The 15,151-nt window shown below is 36.8% G+C and carries 13 protein-coding genes; 3 read left to right on the top strand and 10 right to left on the bottom strand.

Features of this window, described 5'->3' with window-relative positions:
• Nucleotides 1-15: 15 nt before the first annotated feature.
• The 9 genes from opp4B to BMX40_RS13765 all read right to left on the bottom strand — a co-directional run bounded on the left by opp4B (nt 16) and on the right by BMX40_RS13765 (nt 10,411).
• Nucleotides 16-978, bottom strand: coding sequence for an oligopeptide ABC transporter permease (opp4B, locus tag BMX40_RS13805; protein WP_090870895.1), 963 nt, complete (start codon nt 976-978; stop codon nt 16-18).
• A gap of 5 nt (nt 979-983) precedes the next feature.
• On the bottom strand, nt 984-1,919 hold the full coding sequence (locus BMX40_RS13800) for an ABC transporter ATP-binding protein (protein ID WP_090870893.1): 936 nt from the start codon (nt 1,917-1,919) through the stop codon (nt 984-986).
• A complete protein-coding gene (locus tag BMX40_RS13795; RefSeq protein WP_090870891.1) occupies nt 1,906-2,916 on the bottom strand; it encodes an ABC transporter ATP-binding protein in 1,011 nt (336 codons plus the stop codon). The genes BMX40_RS13800 and BMX40_RS13795 overlap by 14 nt, the downstream gene beginning before the upstream one ends.
• Nucleotides 2,917-3,367: 451 nt before the next feature.
• Nucleotides 3,368-4,354, bottom strand: coding sequence for an ABC transporter ATP-binding protein (locus BMX40_RS13790; protein ID WP_090870889.1), 987 nt, complete (start codon nt 4,352-4,354; stop codon nt 3,368-3,370).
• On the bottom strand, nt 4,347-5,375 hold the full coding sequence (locus tag BMX40_RS13785) for an ABC transporter ATP-binding protein (protein ID WP_090870887.1): 1,029 nt from the start codon (nt 5,373-5,375) through the stop codon (nt 4,347-4,349). The genes BMX40_RS13790 and BMX40_RS13785 overlap by 8 nt, the downstream gene beginning before the upstream one ends.
• Before the next feature lie 19 nt (nt 5,376-5,394).
• The gene (locus BMX40_RS13780) at nt 5,395-6,318 is read right to left on the bottom strand and encodes an ABC transporter permease (protein ID WP_090870885.1); all 924 of its coding nucleotides are present in this window, start codon (nt 6,316-6,318) and stop codon (nt 5,395-5,397) included.
• The gene (locus BMX40_RS13775; RefSeq protein WP_090870883.1) at nt 6,319-7,254 is read right to left on the bottom strand and encodes an ABC transporter permease; all 936 of its coding nucleotides are present in this window, start codon (nt 7,252-7,254) and stop codon (nt 6,319-6,321) included.
• A gap of 237 nt (nt 7,255-7,491) precedes the next feature.
• Nucleotides 7,492-9,207 (bottom strand): peptide ABC transporter substrate-binding protein, encoded by a 1,716-nt coding sequence (locus BMX40_RS13770; RefSeq protein ID WP_090870882.1) that lies wholly within the window; start codon nt 9,205-9,207, stop codon nt 7,492-7,494.
• Nucleotides 9,208-9,493: 286 nt separating this feature from the next.
• Entirely contained in the window at nt 9,494-10,411 is a 918-nt protein-coding gene (locus tag BMX40_RS13765) for a DUF1002 domain-containing protein (RefSeq protein ID WP_090870880.1), read from the bottom strand.
• A gap of 268 nt (nt 10,412-10,679) precedes the next feature.
• Between BMX40_RS13765 and BMX40_RS13760 the strand changes: the two genes are divergently transcribed.
• The 3 genes from BMX40_RS13760 (at nt 10,680) to BMX40_RS13750 (ending at nt 13,822) form a co-directional block, all read left to right on the top strand.
• Nucleotides 10,680-11,876, top strand: coding sequence for an MFS transporter (locus BMX40_RS13760; RefSeq protein ID WP_090870878.1), 1,197 nt, complete (start codon nt 10,680-10,682; stop codon nt 11,874-11,876).
• A 267-nt stretch (nt 11,877-12,143) separates the two neighbouring features.
• Nucleotides 12,144-13,499, top strand: coding sequence for an MATE family efflux transporter (locus BMX40_RS13755; RefSeq protein WP_090870876.1), 1,356 nt, complete (start codon nt 12,144-12,146; stop codon nt 13,497-13,499).
• 77 nt (nt 13,500-13,576) lie between these two features.
• Nucleotides 13,577-13,822 carry a YuzB family protein gene (locus BMX40_RS13750; RefSeq protein WP_090870874.1) on the top strand — a complete coding sequence of 82 codons (246 nt, stop codon included), beginning with the start codon at nt 13,577-13,579 and terminating at the stop codon, nt 13,820-13,822.
• 149 nt (nt 13,823-13,971) lie between these two features.
• Here BMX40_RS13750 and BMX40_RS13745 read toward each other — a convergent pair whose 3' ends face one another.
• Entirely contained in the window at nt 13,972-15,141 is a 1,170-nt protein-coding gene (locus BMX40_RS13745; RefSeq protein WP_090870872.1) for an iron-containing alcohol dehydrogenase, read from the bottom strand.
• Nucleotides 15,142-15,151 lie beyond the last annotated feature (10 nt).

The raw sequence follows: 15,151 nt of genomic DNA, 5'->3' as shown, positions 1-15,151 counted from the left end.
CTGTTTACCTAATTGTTATTTAATACGAATACGTGGATCTACGAGACTTAAGATAATATCTGACAATAACGCACCTAATATAGACGCAATACCAAACAATAGTACTACAGATGTTACAACACTATAGTCACGTAATGTAATGGACTCTAAGAATAGTTGTCCCATTCCTGGATAACCGAAGATGTTCTCAACAAAAACGGTACCCCCAATTAATCCCGTAATCTCAAATCCGAAGAAAGCAGCAATCGGTAATAGCGAGTTTCTAAGAATGTGACGGTTATAAACTCTTGATTCTGAAGCTCCTTTTGCTCTTGCCGTAAGAATAAAGTCCTTCTGTTTCGTGTCAATAATTTCACTTCTTAAATACTGAACTGTATTAACCGTCGTTATTAACGCCATTGAAAACGCAGGTAATATTAGATGATAAATTTTACTCATTACATACTCAAATGTTCCTGGCTCTAATCCTGGGGCTACACTACCACTTGTAGGGAACCACCCAAGCATAAATCCAAATACCCATAGCATTACGAGTGCGAAAATAAATAACGGTGTTGCAAATCCGATATACGTATAACTCGTAATAGCTTGATCAAGTAAAGAATCGTTATATCGACCACTAGTAATTCCAAGTGGAATAGATATCAAATACGTAAATACTAATGTTGCAACAGATAACCAAAACGTGTTTACAATACGTTGCCCAATAATTTCGGTTACTGGCATTTTAAAACGGAATGACTGTCCGAGGTCACCTTGGAAAACTCCGCCAACCCAGTCCGCATATTGTATATGCCATGGGTCATTCCAACCTAAATTTTCACGAATTTCATCTAATCTTTCTGGATCTACGTTTGGATCTACCATTCCAGAGAGTGCATCACCTGGCATCATTTTTGCCATGATAAATACTAAAACACTTAACAAAATTATTTGAGGAATCATTATTAAAATTCTTCGTACAGTAAATTTCCACATATCAATCAACCTTTCTCAGGTAAAGCCACACGATGTGTATCAGATACAGGTTGTAACGGATAGGCTAAACCTTCGTCATCAAAGTAATCGTTATAGGATTGCTCGTATTCCGCTTTTACTTCTTGACGGAACTCATGTTGTTCTTGACGTTTTCTCGGATCAATATCCGGAATTGCCGCAACTAAACGCTTCGTATAAATATGTTGTGGGTTCGAGAATATATCATCCGCAGTACCTTCTTCTACATAGCGACCTTTATACATTATCCCAATATTGTCACACATGTGTTTAATAACACCTAAATCGTGCCCAATAAATAGATACGTTAAATCTAATTCTTTTTGAATATCTTGCATAAAGTTTAATACCTGTGCTTGTACCGATACATCAAGTGCTGAAACTGGTTCATCCGCTATAATTAGTTTAGGTTTTAACGCTATCGCTCGTGCGATACCAATACGCTGACGTTGACCACCAGAGAATTCATGTGGATACTTAAGAATACTTTCTGGACTTAGTCCAACTAATTCGAGTAATTCTTGAACACGTATTTTCTCTTCTTTTTTCGATAATTTTTCATAATTTCGCAATGGCTCTGCTACTATATCTATAACTCGCTTTTTGGGATTTAAAGAAGAATACGGATCCTGAAAAATCATTTGTACGTCTTTTCTGAATTCCGACCGTCCACGACTTATATTATTCGTAATGTCTTTACCTTCAAACATCACTTTCCCAGACGTAATTTTGTTTAAGCCTATAATTGCGCGGCCAGTTGTTGTTTTCCCTGATCCAGATTCACCAACAAGGCCATATGTGGTCCCCTTTTCAAGTGATAAGGAAACACCGTCAACTGCTTTCACATGATCTACCGTGCGTCCGAAAATACCACCTTTAATAGGGAAATGTACTTTTAAGTCTTCTACATTAAGAAATGCCATGTTGCTCCTCCTTACTTTCAGGGAAATCAAAGTGCTTATAACATGTACAACGCACAAAATGCCCCGGCGTTACTTCATGTAGCTCTGGGTTTTCCTCGTGTTCCGAATCATCCACCCACGGAATTCTTGCTTTAAAGCGACACCCTTCTCTTGGAAGGTTTTGCAAAGCAGGTACGATCCCTTGTATAACATGCAATTTATCTTGTGCCTTATCGGCATTTGGTACAGAGTTTAATAATGATCTTGTATATGGATGTTTAGGACTTTCAAATAATGTGTGAACATCCGCGATTTCAACAATTTGTCCTGCGTACATAACTGCAACGCGGTCAGCCATTTCCGCAACAACACCAAGGTCGTGTGTAATCAACACGATCCCTGCGTTCATATCTTCCTTCAGTTCATTAATAAGTTCTAGAATCTGAGATTGGATCGTCACATCTAATGCCGTTGTTGGTTCATCTGCTATTAATAATTCTGGCTCATTTGCAATAGCCATTGCGATCATTACACGCTGTCTCATTCCACCAGATAACTCATGTGGAAATTGCTTATAAACACGTTCTGGACGAGGAATTCCAACTTTATCTAATAATCCAATAATTTTTTCTTTACGTTTTTCGGCCGATAAATCCTTATTATGCAAAATTAACGTTTCGCCAATTTGGTCACCAATTTCCATTAGTGGATTAAGTGATGTAAGTGGATCCTGGAAAATCATACCCATTTCGTTTCCACGTAAATTATTTAAGTCATTTGATGAAATATTAGCAATGTCATGGTCTTTAAATAAAATATTCCCTTCTATCTTCGCACGGGTATGAAGGCCCATTACAGAGAATGCTAAAGCACTTTTCCCACAACCTGACTCACCTACCACAGCTAGTACTTCGTTTTTGTTAACACTTAGGGATAAATTATCCACCGCTGCATAATAATCATCTTTGATACGAAATGATGTCTTTAAATTTTTTATTTCCAAAAGTTTTTCAGACATTTCAATATCCCCCTATTACTTAATGATATAAAAAGGTGCAACAACCTTCTCTAGGGTGTACCTTCTCTTATTATTAATAAATTCGTTACTTATTATTATTGTTTAAATTATTCTGATAATTTTGCGTTATTAATTTTTACTGCATGTTGAATATTATACTACCTATCTAGTAAAAATGCACCCCATTTTTAGAAAAATTTTTATTTTAGTAGAAATCGCTCGAATTTTGTCGGAAAAAATTTACCTTCAAATCATTGTCATTAAAGGGTTTAAAGGTGTGCTTATCTTATATTTACAAAACTTAAAAAAATTTATCTACCCGTTAACTGATAGGCTCACAATGAAAATTCTTAATTTTCTGCGTCGTTAAATAACTGATTTTTTTAAATTCAACAAAAAAAGAACTCATCCAAATTTATAAAGGACAAGTTCTTTTTTCTATTTACTTCAATTAATTCTGGTGATCTTTATCATATAAATGACAAGCCACCCAATGACCATTTTTATACTCTTTAAATTCTGGAACTGCTTTAGCACACACATCCATAGCAAGTGGACACCTTGTTCTAAAGCGACATCCACTCGGTGGATTTACAGGACTTGGCACATCCCCCTCAATTATTATCCTTTCCCTAGAACGTTCAACTTCAGGGTTTGCTACTGGTATTGCACTTAATAGTGCACGAGTATAGGGGTGTAAGGGATCTTCATATAATTCATCGCTCGGTGCGACTTCTACCATATTACCTAAATACATAACCCCAATACGATCACTGATATGTTTAACCATAGAAAGATCATGGGCAATAAATAGATAGGTTAAATTACGCTCTTTCTGTAGCCTCTTTAATAAATTAACAACCTGTGCTTGAATAGAAACATCAAGTGCAGAAATTGGTTCATCCGCAACAATAAACTCTGGGTCAACAGCCAGTGCTCTTGCAATTCCAATCCGTTGACGTTGACCACCACTAAATTCATGAGGGTAGCGATTTCCATGTTCGGAATTCAGTCCAACCGTTTCTAATAACTCGTTAACCCTATTTGTACGTTCCTTTTTATCTTTTATGATTCCATGAATATCAATACCTTCAGCTATGATATCCTTGACTGTCATTCTAGGGTTTAATGATGCATACGGATCTTGGAAAATCATTTGCATTTTACGGTTGAAATTCTTTAATTCTTTCTTCGACTTTTTCGAGTGTACATTCTTACCCTGAAATTCTACTTTACCAGCAGTGGCTTCATACAGCCTTAGTATAGTTCTTCCCGCAGTAGATTTTCCACACCCTGATTCTCCAACTAGACCAAATGTCTCCCCTTTAAAGATATCAAAGGTTATACCATCAACTGCTTTTAATACATTCTTTCGATCAACTTTAAAGTGTCTTTTTAATTCTTTGATTTCTAATAATTTTTCCTTTGTGTTATCCATGTATTTTTGCACCTCCTACAACCGCTGACTTAGGAATTTCAACTTTTGGTGCACGTTCATCTGTTAACCAACATGCTGTCTTCTGCGTATTAGATACATCCGTATATTCCGGCATATGATTTTTACAAACTTCCATTGCATAGGGACAACGCGATACAAAAGGACACCCTTTTGGAGGATCTGATAAATCTGGTGGCGAACCAGGAATTGATTGTAACTCTTCATCCTTATTTTCGATTTTCGGCATGGAACCTAATAGTCCCCATGTGTATGGATGTTTTGGATTATAAAAAATTTCATCTACTTTACCTGTTTCTACTATTTTCCCTCCATACATTACAACGACCCTACTTGCAGCATTTGCCACAACACCTAAATCATGTGTAATTAAAATAATGGCTGTATTCGTCTTATCTTGTAAATCTCTCATTAAGTCCATGATTTGTGCTTGAATGGTAACATCTAAAGCTGTGGTTGGTTCATCAGCGATCAAAACTTTAGGATTACAAGCCAATGCAATGGCAATCATTGCACGTTGGCGCATTCCACCCGAAAACTGATGAGGATATTGTTTAACTCGAGCCTCTGGATTAGGTATTCCTACGAGCTCTAGTAGTTCAATAGCACGATTATGTGCTTCTTTTTTGGATAAGTTTTGATGTTTGATAAGCCCCTCACCTATTTGATTCCCAATCGTCATTGTAGGATTTAGAGAGGTCATTGGATCTTGGAAAATCATACTTATTTCTTTTCCTCGAATGCGCTGCATTTGTTTTTCTGATTTTCCTGTTAGATCTTCACCTTCAAACATTATGGATCCGCCAACAAATTTCCCCGGCGGCATGGGTATTAGTTGCATGAGCGATTGGGCAGTAACACTTTTTCCTGACCCTGATTCCCCTACAATTGCTAATGTTTCTTTTTCATTTAATTCAAACGAAACACCTCGAACTGCTTGTACTTCCCCACCGTAGGTATCAAAGGATACAGAAAGATCATTAACTTCTAATAGTTTTTTCATAATGTATTATCTCCTTCCATCACTTACGCTCTTTAGGGTCTAGTGCATCTCGTAAACCGTCTCCAATAACATTAAACGCTAACATCGTTAAACAGATAAAAAATGCCGGGAAGAAAAGCTGGTATGGATAATATTGAAATGCACCTAATGCATCGTTTGTCATCGTTCCCCAGCTTGCAAGCGGTGCTGGAACCCCTAGGCCTAAAAAGCTTAAAAAGGCTTCTGTGAAAATAGCATTTGGTACAGTTAATGTTAAGGTAACAAGAATTGGCCCTAGTGTATTTGGAATTAAATGTTTAGACAATAGTCTAAAATTACCCGCACCAAGTGATTTCGCTGCCATTACATACTCCTCAGCTCGAAGCTGCATGACTTGCCCACGTACTATCCTTGCCATATTAATCCATCCTGTGACCGTCATTGCAATGATCATTGTCCATAGTCCTTGATCCATGACAACCATTAATAAAATTACAACAAGTAAATATGGAACACCATACAAAATATCAGCGATTCGCATCATTGATTCATCTGTTTTACCACCAAAAAAGCCAGCAATAGATCCCCAAATAATACCAATAATTAGATCTAAAAGTGCGGCCATCAGACCAATGAAAAGAGAAATCTTTGCACCTTCCCATGTTCTCGCAAATATATCTCTTCCTAAATTATCTGTTCCAAACCAGTGATCTGCTGAGGGGGGCTGGTTAGCACTTAGCAAATCATTGGATCGATAATCTTCGCCTGATATCGGTTGACCAATAAACGCCATTATACCTAATAAAATAATGACTATAATACCAGCTAGCGCCAGTTTATTCTTTTTAAATCGACGCCATGCATCCTTCCAATAGGACGTACTTTCACCAGCTATTTTTTCTGCATCACCTTGAAAATCCTGAATAGGTCTAAAATCTTTATCTTTCAACTGTGTTTGTTCCATCTACTTTTCACCACCACTTCTAGCCACTTTTATACGAGGGTCTACTAAGCCGTAGATAAGGTCGACAATTAATATAGAAAATAAAAGAAGCAAACTAAAGAAAACCGTGGTTCCCATAATTATTGTATAGTCACGGTTGGTAACACTTTCAACAAACTCACTACCTAACCCTGGAATACCGAATATTTTCTCGATAACAAAGCTCCCTGTTAAAATCGAAACAACAAGTGGGCCAAGGTATGAAATGACAGGTAAAATCGCATTTCGTATTCCATGTTTATATGTAACCACTCTTTGACTTAATCCTTTTGACTTTGCTGTTTTAATGTAATCTGAATTCAACACCTCTAACATACTTGATCGCATTAATCGTGCAATAAAAGCTAAAGGTGTTGTTGCCAAAGCAACTGCCGGCAATATACTATGTGCAAATGATTCAAATCTAGCAACTGGTAATACACTCAACTGTATCGAAAATATATACTGTAAAATAGTTGCCATAATAAAGCTTGGCACGGAAATACCTAACACCGCAATAACCATTGCTGTATAATCACCAAATCTATTATGTTTAAGTGCAGCAATAACTCCTAATAAAACCCCAATAGATAATGCGATAAATATTGCTTCTAACCCAAGAATTAGTGAGTAAGGAAAACTCCTTTTTATAATATCTGTAACTTCCTGGCCAGCATATTTAAACGATGGTCCAAAATCAAAAGTTATCGCACTTAAAAGGTAGTCAAAATATTGAACATGTAAAGGATCATTCAAACCGTAGGCTTCGTTCATCTGTTCTTCAATAGCAGGAGGCAATGCACGTTCAGATGCAAACGGACCTCCTGGAGCTGCTTGCATAAGGAAAAACGTAATTGTAATTATTAAAAATAGCGAAACAATTATAAACCCTATTCGTTTTACTAGGTATTTAGCCAACCCTTAACACCTCCATAATCTATTCGATATATCCAAAACACTTTAAATACTTGTCTTCCAATGCTAAATGGATTAAATATAAAATATTTAGAATAGTACCTAAAATGATCTATAAAATTGAAAAAATAGGGGTGAAATCAATCACCCCTATAACTGTTATTCAACTGAAAATACAGTTTTATAGAGAAACGTTGGTGATAAGTCCCTTCGTTTCTACAAAGTGTAGTTTAATAGGTTTTACTCTTCTTTCGCATCAGAAATGTAACCCCATTTATATTGAACTCCACCAAGTCCTGATACGGCAACATCTTTCACATAATCTTTGTTAACCCATGCGTTTGTGTAGAAATACACAGGGGAAATTGGCATAGCATCCATAAAGATTCCTTCCGCTTCACGTAAAATCTCTTTGCGAGCTGCATCATCTGTCTCAGTTCTTGATTGCTCTAGTAAATCGGAGTATTCTTCATCCTCCCAATTTGTATAGTTATTTCCACCAACAGATTGGAAAATTTCTAGGAAGTTAATAGCATCATTAAAGTCTGCTAACCATCCCATTCGGCCAACTTGGAAGTTTCCTTCACCCATAGTATCAAGGTAAACATTCCATTCTTCGTTGTTTAATTCTACATCGACTCCAAGATTTTCTCTCCACATATCTTGAACAGCTTGAGCTATAGCAGCATGTGCTTCATCTGTATTGTATGAAAGTTGAATAGGTGGCAACTCGTCTAATCCTAATTCTTCTAATCCAGCTTCCAAATATTCTTTTGCTTGATCTGCATCGTTATCAGCAAAGTAACCTTCCGCGTTTTCTTCCCAAATTGACGGAGGAACTAAGGCCATTGCTGGTTGTTCTTCACGTTGGGTAATGCTTTGAACAATACCTTCACGGTTAACCGCTGAAGCAAAGGCTTTTCTGATATTCACGTTATCAAATGGCGCTTCTTCCGTATTAAATGCATAGTAATATACGCCTGCCAAAGATGAAATATTTAATGAACCTTCTTCTTTTAATGCAGGTATTGCTGATAAAGGAAGTGAGTCAGTAGGATCTCCAACCCAATCTAACTCCCCATTATTAAACATTTGGAATGCTGTATTTTCATCATCTACCATATACATGTTGATTGTTTCAAGATTTACGGTATCAGCATCCCAATATTCAGGATTTTTCTTAAGTACGATTTGATCTTTATGTTCCCATGATTCCAATAGGAATGGACCATTTGTTACATATGTCTCTGTAACATCCTGCGCCCAATCATCAACACCATCAACGACATTATGATTTACTGGGTAATAAGTATAAAAAGCAGTTAAGTCTAAGAAATACGGTGTTGGTTGTTGAAGTTCAACTACCAATGTCTTATCATCTTCAGCTGTAATTCCTACATCATCTAATGATCCACCATTTTCTTTAGCATCCTGTGCTCCTTTAATCACATACAGCTGGTAAGCATAATCTGTATCAGCATTTTCAGGATCTAAAACCCATTTCCAAGCATATTCAAAGTCTTGAGCTGTTACAGGATCACCATTCGACCAAGTGGCATCTTCGCGTATAGTAAACGTATACGTAGTAAGATCATCAGACACCTCAGGCTGATCTTCTGCCATAGCTGGTTCTACTTCACCATCCTGATTTATACGCATAAGACCTTCAAACACCTGATCAAGAACTGCTCCTGAAGTTGTGTCCGTTGCTAATCCTGGATGTAACGAAGGTGGTTCTGTTTTAATATTCACATTTAGTGTTTGATCGGCAGCAAGACCGGATTCACCTTCTCCTTCTCCCTCTGAGTTACCATTATCTTCTCCAGAATCTGTTTCCTCAGTTCCCGGATCCTGTCCATCATCTCCACCTGCTTCTTCATCATCACCACAAGCAGCTAGGAAAATTCCCATTGTTAAAACTAAAGCCAAAAATAATGACCATCTCTTCCAATTCATTCAAAGACCCTCCTTGAAGTTTGTTTTGATTTTTCTGAAATATGAGGTTTATTTGACCTCTTAAAATATTATACTATTAATTATATTTAATTTCATTAAATTTTTACAAAAAATTAATAAATTCTTTTGATTTAAAAGATTTGTTTTAACAAATTATTAGCATTATTGCTTCTATAAACGTGTTAATACTGTTATTTAAGCCTATGTCTTAAGTTGTATAAAAATACTACATAAAAAAAAGAGCCACCTTTAAAAGGAGCCCTTCTAATTATTATATTATGACGTTTTAGCCTGCGAATAATCCATTAAAGAAATCACTCAACAATTCAAAGAATTTGTTAAAGAAATCTCCTACCTTTTCCCAAAAGCCTTCATCATTTATTATTTCATTCAACTGATCTTGAACTTTCGAAGCAATATCATTCAATTGATTTTTAACTTGATCGAAGTCTATATTAAGATCTCTCATTTTATCAAATAAATTGATTAACATTTGACGATCTTCGTCGCTTAACGTTATCTCCATTTTCTCTAACTGCTCTTGAACAATCCGTTCGATATCTTCAACAGAGGCAGGATTTTGATCAGCAATTGCTTTTTTAATCTCCGTCAGTAACTCACTTACCTTTTCTTGGCTCATCCCTTCCTTTTCAGCAAGGTCTGTTGCTACTCCAAGTTCTTCGTTAGCTAGTTCCATTCGTTCCTTATCTAACTCAATACCTTCTACATCATAAGCCTTGTATATTCCAGTTAATGCGGAATGACCACTTACTTTTACCGGTGATGCAACATCGACTGTAGCATTCTCCACTCCCGCAGTTAAAAGTGCATTTGCATACATTTCATTCGTTACCTCTGTAATATTCTCAGGGGTCACGATATTTACTGTTAATCCTTGACCTTCTTCCTCCATGGTAATTTTGGCAGAAGAAAACATTCTCGCATTCGGATTCCCATCGATATAATTTACTAAATCCTCTGCTGTCACGGTGTACTCATCAACCATTTCTGGATCAGATACTTCTAATAATTGTCTTGTTTCTGATTTTTGTTCATCCGTTAACGTATCACCATAAACAACAATTGGAACACCTAGCTTTTCATCAATACTGTCAGACTCATTCGCATGAACTGGAAGACCAATGCCTACAACAACTCCCAGCATTAACATCCATACAACTGATAATTTAAAGAATCTTTTCATCTTATCTTTCCCCTTTTCAAATTGCTAATCCTTCATTAAACTTATGCATGTCCATTTGAAAATATAATGAAAATGAATTCTGGTTGTTTGTTCCTTCTATTATACTGTTTAATTCCTTTTTGAACAATAAACACCAAATTTTTCTAAAGCAAAAAGCTTTAAAATACAAGAAAATTAATATATAATTCGAGTGTCGAATTAATTTTACAGAAGGAAGGGCATATCCATCAGTAGTCAAGATTCAACTATTAACAAAAATGTATTCATCATGTGGTTTGCTAATTTTTTTATAGCTGGGAGTATGACGATGGTGCTTCCATTTATTTCGTTGTACATCGACTCTTTTGGAAATTTCTCTGATGCGTATGTTCAAAATTGGTCTGGATGGATCTTTGGGATCACATTCGTAGCCGCGTTTATCTTTTCTCCAGTTTGGGGGCGGGTTGGAGATAAGTACGGTAGAAAGAAACTACTAATCTTCTTTGCTATTGGTTTAGGCTTATCTGTATTCCTTATGGGTTTTGCCACAAACGTATGGCAATTATTTTTCTTACGATTACTCTCAGGAATGTTTACAGGGTTTATTCCAATGTCACAAGCATTAATTTCTACACAAACCCCTCAGAATATTGCTGGCAAAGTACTCGGCACCCTACAAACCGGTAGTATTACAGGATCATTAATGGGACCGTTACTTGGCGGGGCATTTGCGGATGCAGTTGGTTTTTCAACAACCTTTCAATGGGTATCCGTAACGATCTTTATCTCAGCAATTATTGTAGCACTAGGCATTAAAGAGGTTAAAATAGAGTATGCAGAAGACAAGGATCATAAAGCATATTCCAGAAAGGAAGTAATTATGCATATCGTAAGGCATCCAGTCTTACTTGTAGTAATGCTTATTTCAACCCTTGTTCAAGTTGCTCACTTTAGTATACAACCGATTCTTTCCTTATATGTTGAAGAAATACATGGCCCAGTTAGCATCGCCTTTTTCTCAGGTATGGCCTTTTCAGCGGCTGGCTTAGGAAATCTACTAATGACGAGAAATTGGGGTAAACTTGGGGATCGTGTTGGTTACATCAAAATATTAATCGGATTACTATTTATGGCAGGAATTGTCTATCTACCAGGGGCATTCGTAACAAATATTTGGCAATTGATCATTCTTCGTTTCTTACTAGGTATATCCATTGGAGGTATTATTCCACTACGAATTGCCTACATTCGTCAGGAAGCACCATTATCCATGCAAGGTGAAGTGCTTGGTTATAATACTAGCTTACGTTTTTTAGGTAATATTATTGGACCCGCGTTAGGTGGAATGTTAGCAGGATTTTATGGGTTTTCTGCGGTATTCTTCGTAACGAGTGGATTGCTACTATTATGCGGAGTCATTATGTTAGTTGCTTGGTATAAGCATGAGTATGCGGATACAAAACATCGACAATCAGCAGTATCATAGAATCAAAGAAAGAACGTCCACTTAGGGCGTTCTTTCTTTGGCAGTGAAAGAATAAACGAATCAGGATAAATATACACTCATTTGGGGTATATAAATATCAAGTTCTTATTTTGTTCGAAGGTAAGGATATCACTCGGATTATAGGAAAATCATTTTGGGGTTTCATTCTCTCTTACTACTGTTCAAAATAATGGTAATAACTAATCCTTTCTATTTTACGCAAACCATTGTAAACTATTTCTATTGTTATGAAAGAAGGATTAGATAATGAGTGAAAATAAAACGAAAAATTTAACATTATTCGCCTTAACTTGGCCAATATTTATAGAGATATTACTTCATATGTTGATGGGAAATGCAGATACATTGATGCTAAGTCAGTATTCTGATAATGCAGTTGCTGCAGTTGGAGTTTCCAATCAAATTTTATCTGTCGTAATTGTAATGTTTGGTTTTGTTGCACAAGGAGCTGCAATATTAATTGCACAAAATCTTGGGGCAAAGAATAACCAAATCGCCGGAAAAATTGCGGTCATGTCGATCAGTTTAAATTTACTTTTCTCACTCGCTTTAAGTGCCGCACTCTTCATTTGGGCGAGACAGGTTTTAAATGTAATGGATTTGCCAACTGAACTCATGGGAGAAGCAGCTTCCTATATGCAAATAGTCGGTGGTTTAATCTTCGTCCAAGCGCTTATTATGACAACTGGAGCTATTTTACGAAGCTATGGTCACACCAAGGATACGATGATGGTCACAATTGGAATGAACATCCTAAACGTGATCGGAAACTTCTTTGTAATCTTCGGACCTTTTGGTTTCCCTGTTCTTGGCGTTATCGGAGTTGCGTATTCCACTGCCATTAGTAGATTTATTGGATTTTTAGTGCTAGTTTTACTTCTGATTAAACGTAGTGAGGGTCAATTAGACTATATGAGCTTTTTCCGTTATCAAAAACGTCATGTAAAAAGCCTATTAAAAATTGGAGTCCCGTCTGCAGGAGAACAACTTTCCTATAATTCGAGTCAAATGGTTATTACCTACTTTATTGCACAGCTAGGAACGATTGCAATTACGACAAAGGTTTATACACAAAACATTATGATGTTTATTTTCCTCTTCTCTATTGCCATCGGTCAAGGAACACAAATTTTGATTGGACATATGATCGGAGCACGCAAAATTGAAGATGCTTATGAACGAGCGATTAAGAGTTTACGTATATCAATCATTATTTCTCTCATCATGGCCAGCATCGTTTATTTGATCGCAAAACCCCTATTGGGAATTTTCACAGATAACGTGACCATTTTAGAACAAGGAGCATTCCTTCTACTTATGACAGTAGCATTAGAGCCTGGGCGAGCTTTCAATTTAGTAATGATTAGCTCGTTACGTGCAGCAGGTGATGTTAAATTCCCTGTCTATATTGGAATTATCGTTATGTGGGGAATTGGTGTTACTACCGCATGGTTCTTTGCCATTTACTTAGGTTTGGGCCTAGTCGGTATTTGGATATCATTCATTGCCGATGAGTGGATTCGTGGTACCCTCATGTTACGAAGATGGAAAAAACGCTATTGGGTCGATATGAATTTTATTGAAGAGAAGGAAAAAGCATAACAAGTCAGGATTATTGATTTCGATTTATGGTTATGTTAAAACTAACACAGTCGATATATAGAAAGTAAGGGATAGTTATGGGTATCGTTGTAGTCGAAATTTGTGACGGCAATACAATTACTACCATTAATATAGAAGAAATACTTGAAGAAGAATTTCCAGAAGTTGCCGTGCTAACAAGTGATTGCTTGTCGTTCTGCGGATTATGTCGTGTTAAACCGTATGCACTGGTTAATAACAAACGTGTTTTTGGCTCGACGCCGGAAGAATGTTTAGATAAAATTAGAGCGCAAATAAAAGAGGAACTAGCCATCTATCAATAGTGGCTAGTTCCTCTTTTTATCTTATCATTCGACAATAATCATTTCCCAGGAAATATTCTGTCGGATTTTATAAACTGACTCTTCCATTCCAAACTGATTTATCTCATAGGTTTGAAGTGGAGGCTTTCAACTGTTTATATCCAGCAAAACTATAGACTTGCTTTAAAAATTTCCAGGGAATCTTGTTTGGTTAGCACTTTGAAGTTGCCATATTCCGGACGGGCAGTTACGGTTTTTTCTGCCATTACTTCGACACTGCTTTCGTCGATATCGTAATCAGCCAATTTAGAAGGCGCACCAATTTCAGTCCAAAATGCACGTAATGCTGCAATTCCTTCTAGTGCAACTTCTTTATCCGTTTTCCCTTCTGGATTAACATCAAAGACACGTACTGCCATTTGCTTAAACCGTCCAACATTCTCGTCATCCATGACATGTTTCATCCAATTCGGGAATAAAATTGCTAATCCTCCACCGTGTGGGATATCATGTACTGCTGAGACAGCATGCTCCAAATTATGTGATGCCCAGTCACCTCTGTAACCCATGTTCAGCATGTTGTTTAGGGCAAGCGTTCCACTAAGCATAATTGTCTCACGGTATTCATAATTCTCCAGGTCGTTTAATAACTTTGGCGCAGTTTCCATGACAGTTTTCAAAACAGACTCACAAAATCGATCTTGAACTGGCGTATTTGGTGTTTGATGAAAATAATGTTCAAACACATGCGACATCATATCAACGATACCATAAATGGTTTGGTCTCGTGGAACAGAGAATGTATGTGTTGGATCAAGTATTGAAAATTTCGGATAAGAAAATGGTGATCCCCATCCATACTTTTCATTTGTTTCCCAATTTGTAATAACAGATCCAGCATTCATTTCAGATCCCGTCGCAGCAAGCGTTAGCACAGTCCCAAATGGTAACGCGCCTTGGGCTTGTTCTTTTTTCGTAACAACATCCCACATATCCACATCCGTTTTCGCTCCAACTGCGATCGCTTTTGTACAATCAATCGTACTTCCGCCACCAATTGCCAAAATGAAATCAATACCCTCTTCCTTACAAATCTGCACACCTTTTCGAACTGTTGAAATTCGCGGATTCGGCTCCACTCCTGCTAGTTCGAACACTTCGGCATTTATTTCCGCCAACTTAGCTAAGACATTATCATAAATACCGTTTCTTTTAATACTTCCGCCACCGTAAACAATCAATACCTTCTTACCGTATTGTTCCACTTCATTTGGTAAAGTATCTAATTGACCTTTTCCAAAGATAAGCTTTGTAGGATTATGATAAATAAAATTATCCATTATGTAAGCA

Origin of the sequence: Oceanobacillus limi (assembly GCF_900111445.1) — a bacterium.
Classification (GTDB): domain Bacteria; phylum Bacillota; class Bacilli; order Bacillales; family Amphibacillaceae; genus Ornithinibacillus; species Ornithinibacillus limi.
The sequence above is the reverse complement of the archived record's forward strand: the minus strand, read 5'-3'. Positions and strand labels throughout refer to the sequence as shown.

Coding starts and splice junctions, on each gene's coding strand:
- BMX40_RS13800 (WP_090870893.1), bottom strand. CDS start 1,919: ATGGCATTTCTTAATGTAGAAGACTTAAAAGTACATTTCCCTATTAAA.
- BMX40_RS13785 (WP_090870887.1), bottom strand. CDS start 5,375: ATGAAAAAACTATTAGAAGTTAATGATCTTTCTGTATCCTTTGATACC.
- BMX40_RS13755 (WP_090870876.1), top strand. CDS start 12,144: ATGAGTGAAAATAAAACGAAAAATTTAACATTATTCGCCTTAACTTGG.
- BMX40_RS13760 (WP_090870878.1), top strand. CDS start 10,680: ATGTGGTTTGCTAATTTTTTTATAGCTGGGAGTATGACGATGGTGCTT.
- BMX40_RS13770 (WP_090870882.1), bottom strand. CDS start 9,207: ATGAATTGGAAGAGATGGTCATTATTTTTGGCTTTAGTTTTAACAATG.
- opp4B (WP_090870895.1), bottom strand. CDS start 978: ATGTGGAAATTTACTGTACGAAGAATTTTAATAATGATTCCTCAAATA.
- BMX40_RS13795 (WP_090870891.1), bottom strand. CDS start 2,916: ATGTCTGAAAAACTTTTGGAAATAAAAAATTTAAAGACATCATTTCGT.
- BMX40_RS13790 (WP_090870889.1), bottom strand. CDS start 4,354: ATGGATAACACAAAGGAAAAATTATTAGAAATCAAAGAATTAAAAAGA.
- BMX40_RS13765 (WP_090870880.1), bottom strand. CDS start 10,411: ATGAAAAGATTCTTTAAATTATCAGTTGTATGGATGTTAATGCTGGGA.
- BMX40_RS13745 (WP_090870872.1), bottom strand. CDS start 15,141: ATGGATAATTTTATTTATCATAATCCTACAAAGCTTATCTTTGGAAAA.
- BMX40_RS13750 (WP_090870874.1), top strand. CDS start 13,577: ATGGGTATCGTTGTAGTCGAAATTTGTGACGGCAATACAATTACTACC.
- BMX40_RS13780 (WP_090870885.1), bottom strand. CDS start 6,318: ATGGAACAAACACAGTTGAAAGATAAAGATTTTAGACCTATTCAGGAT.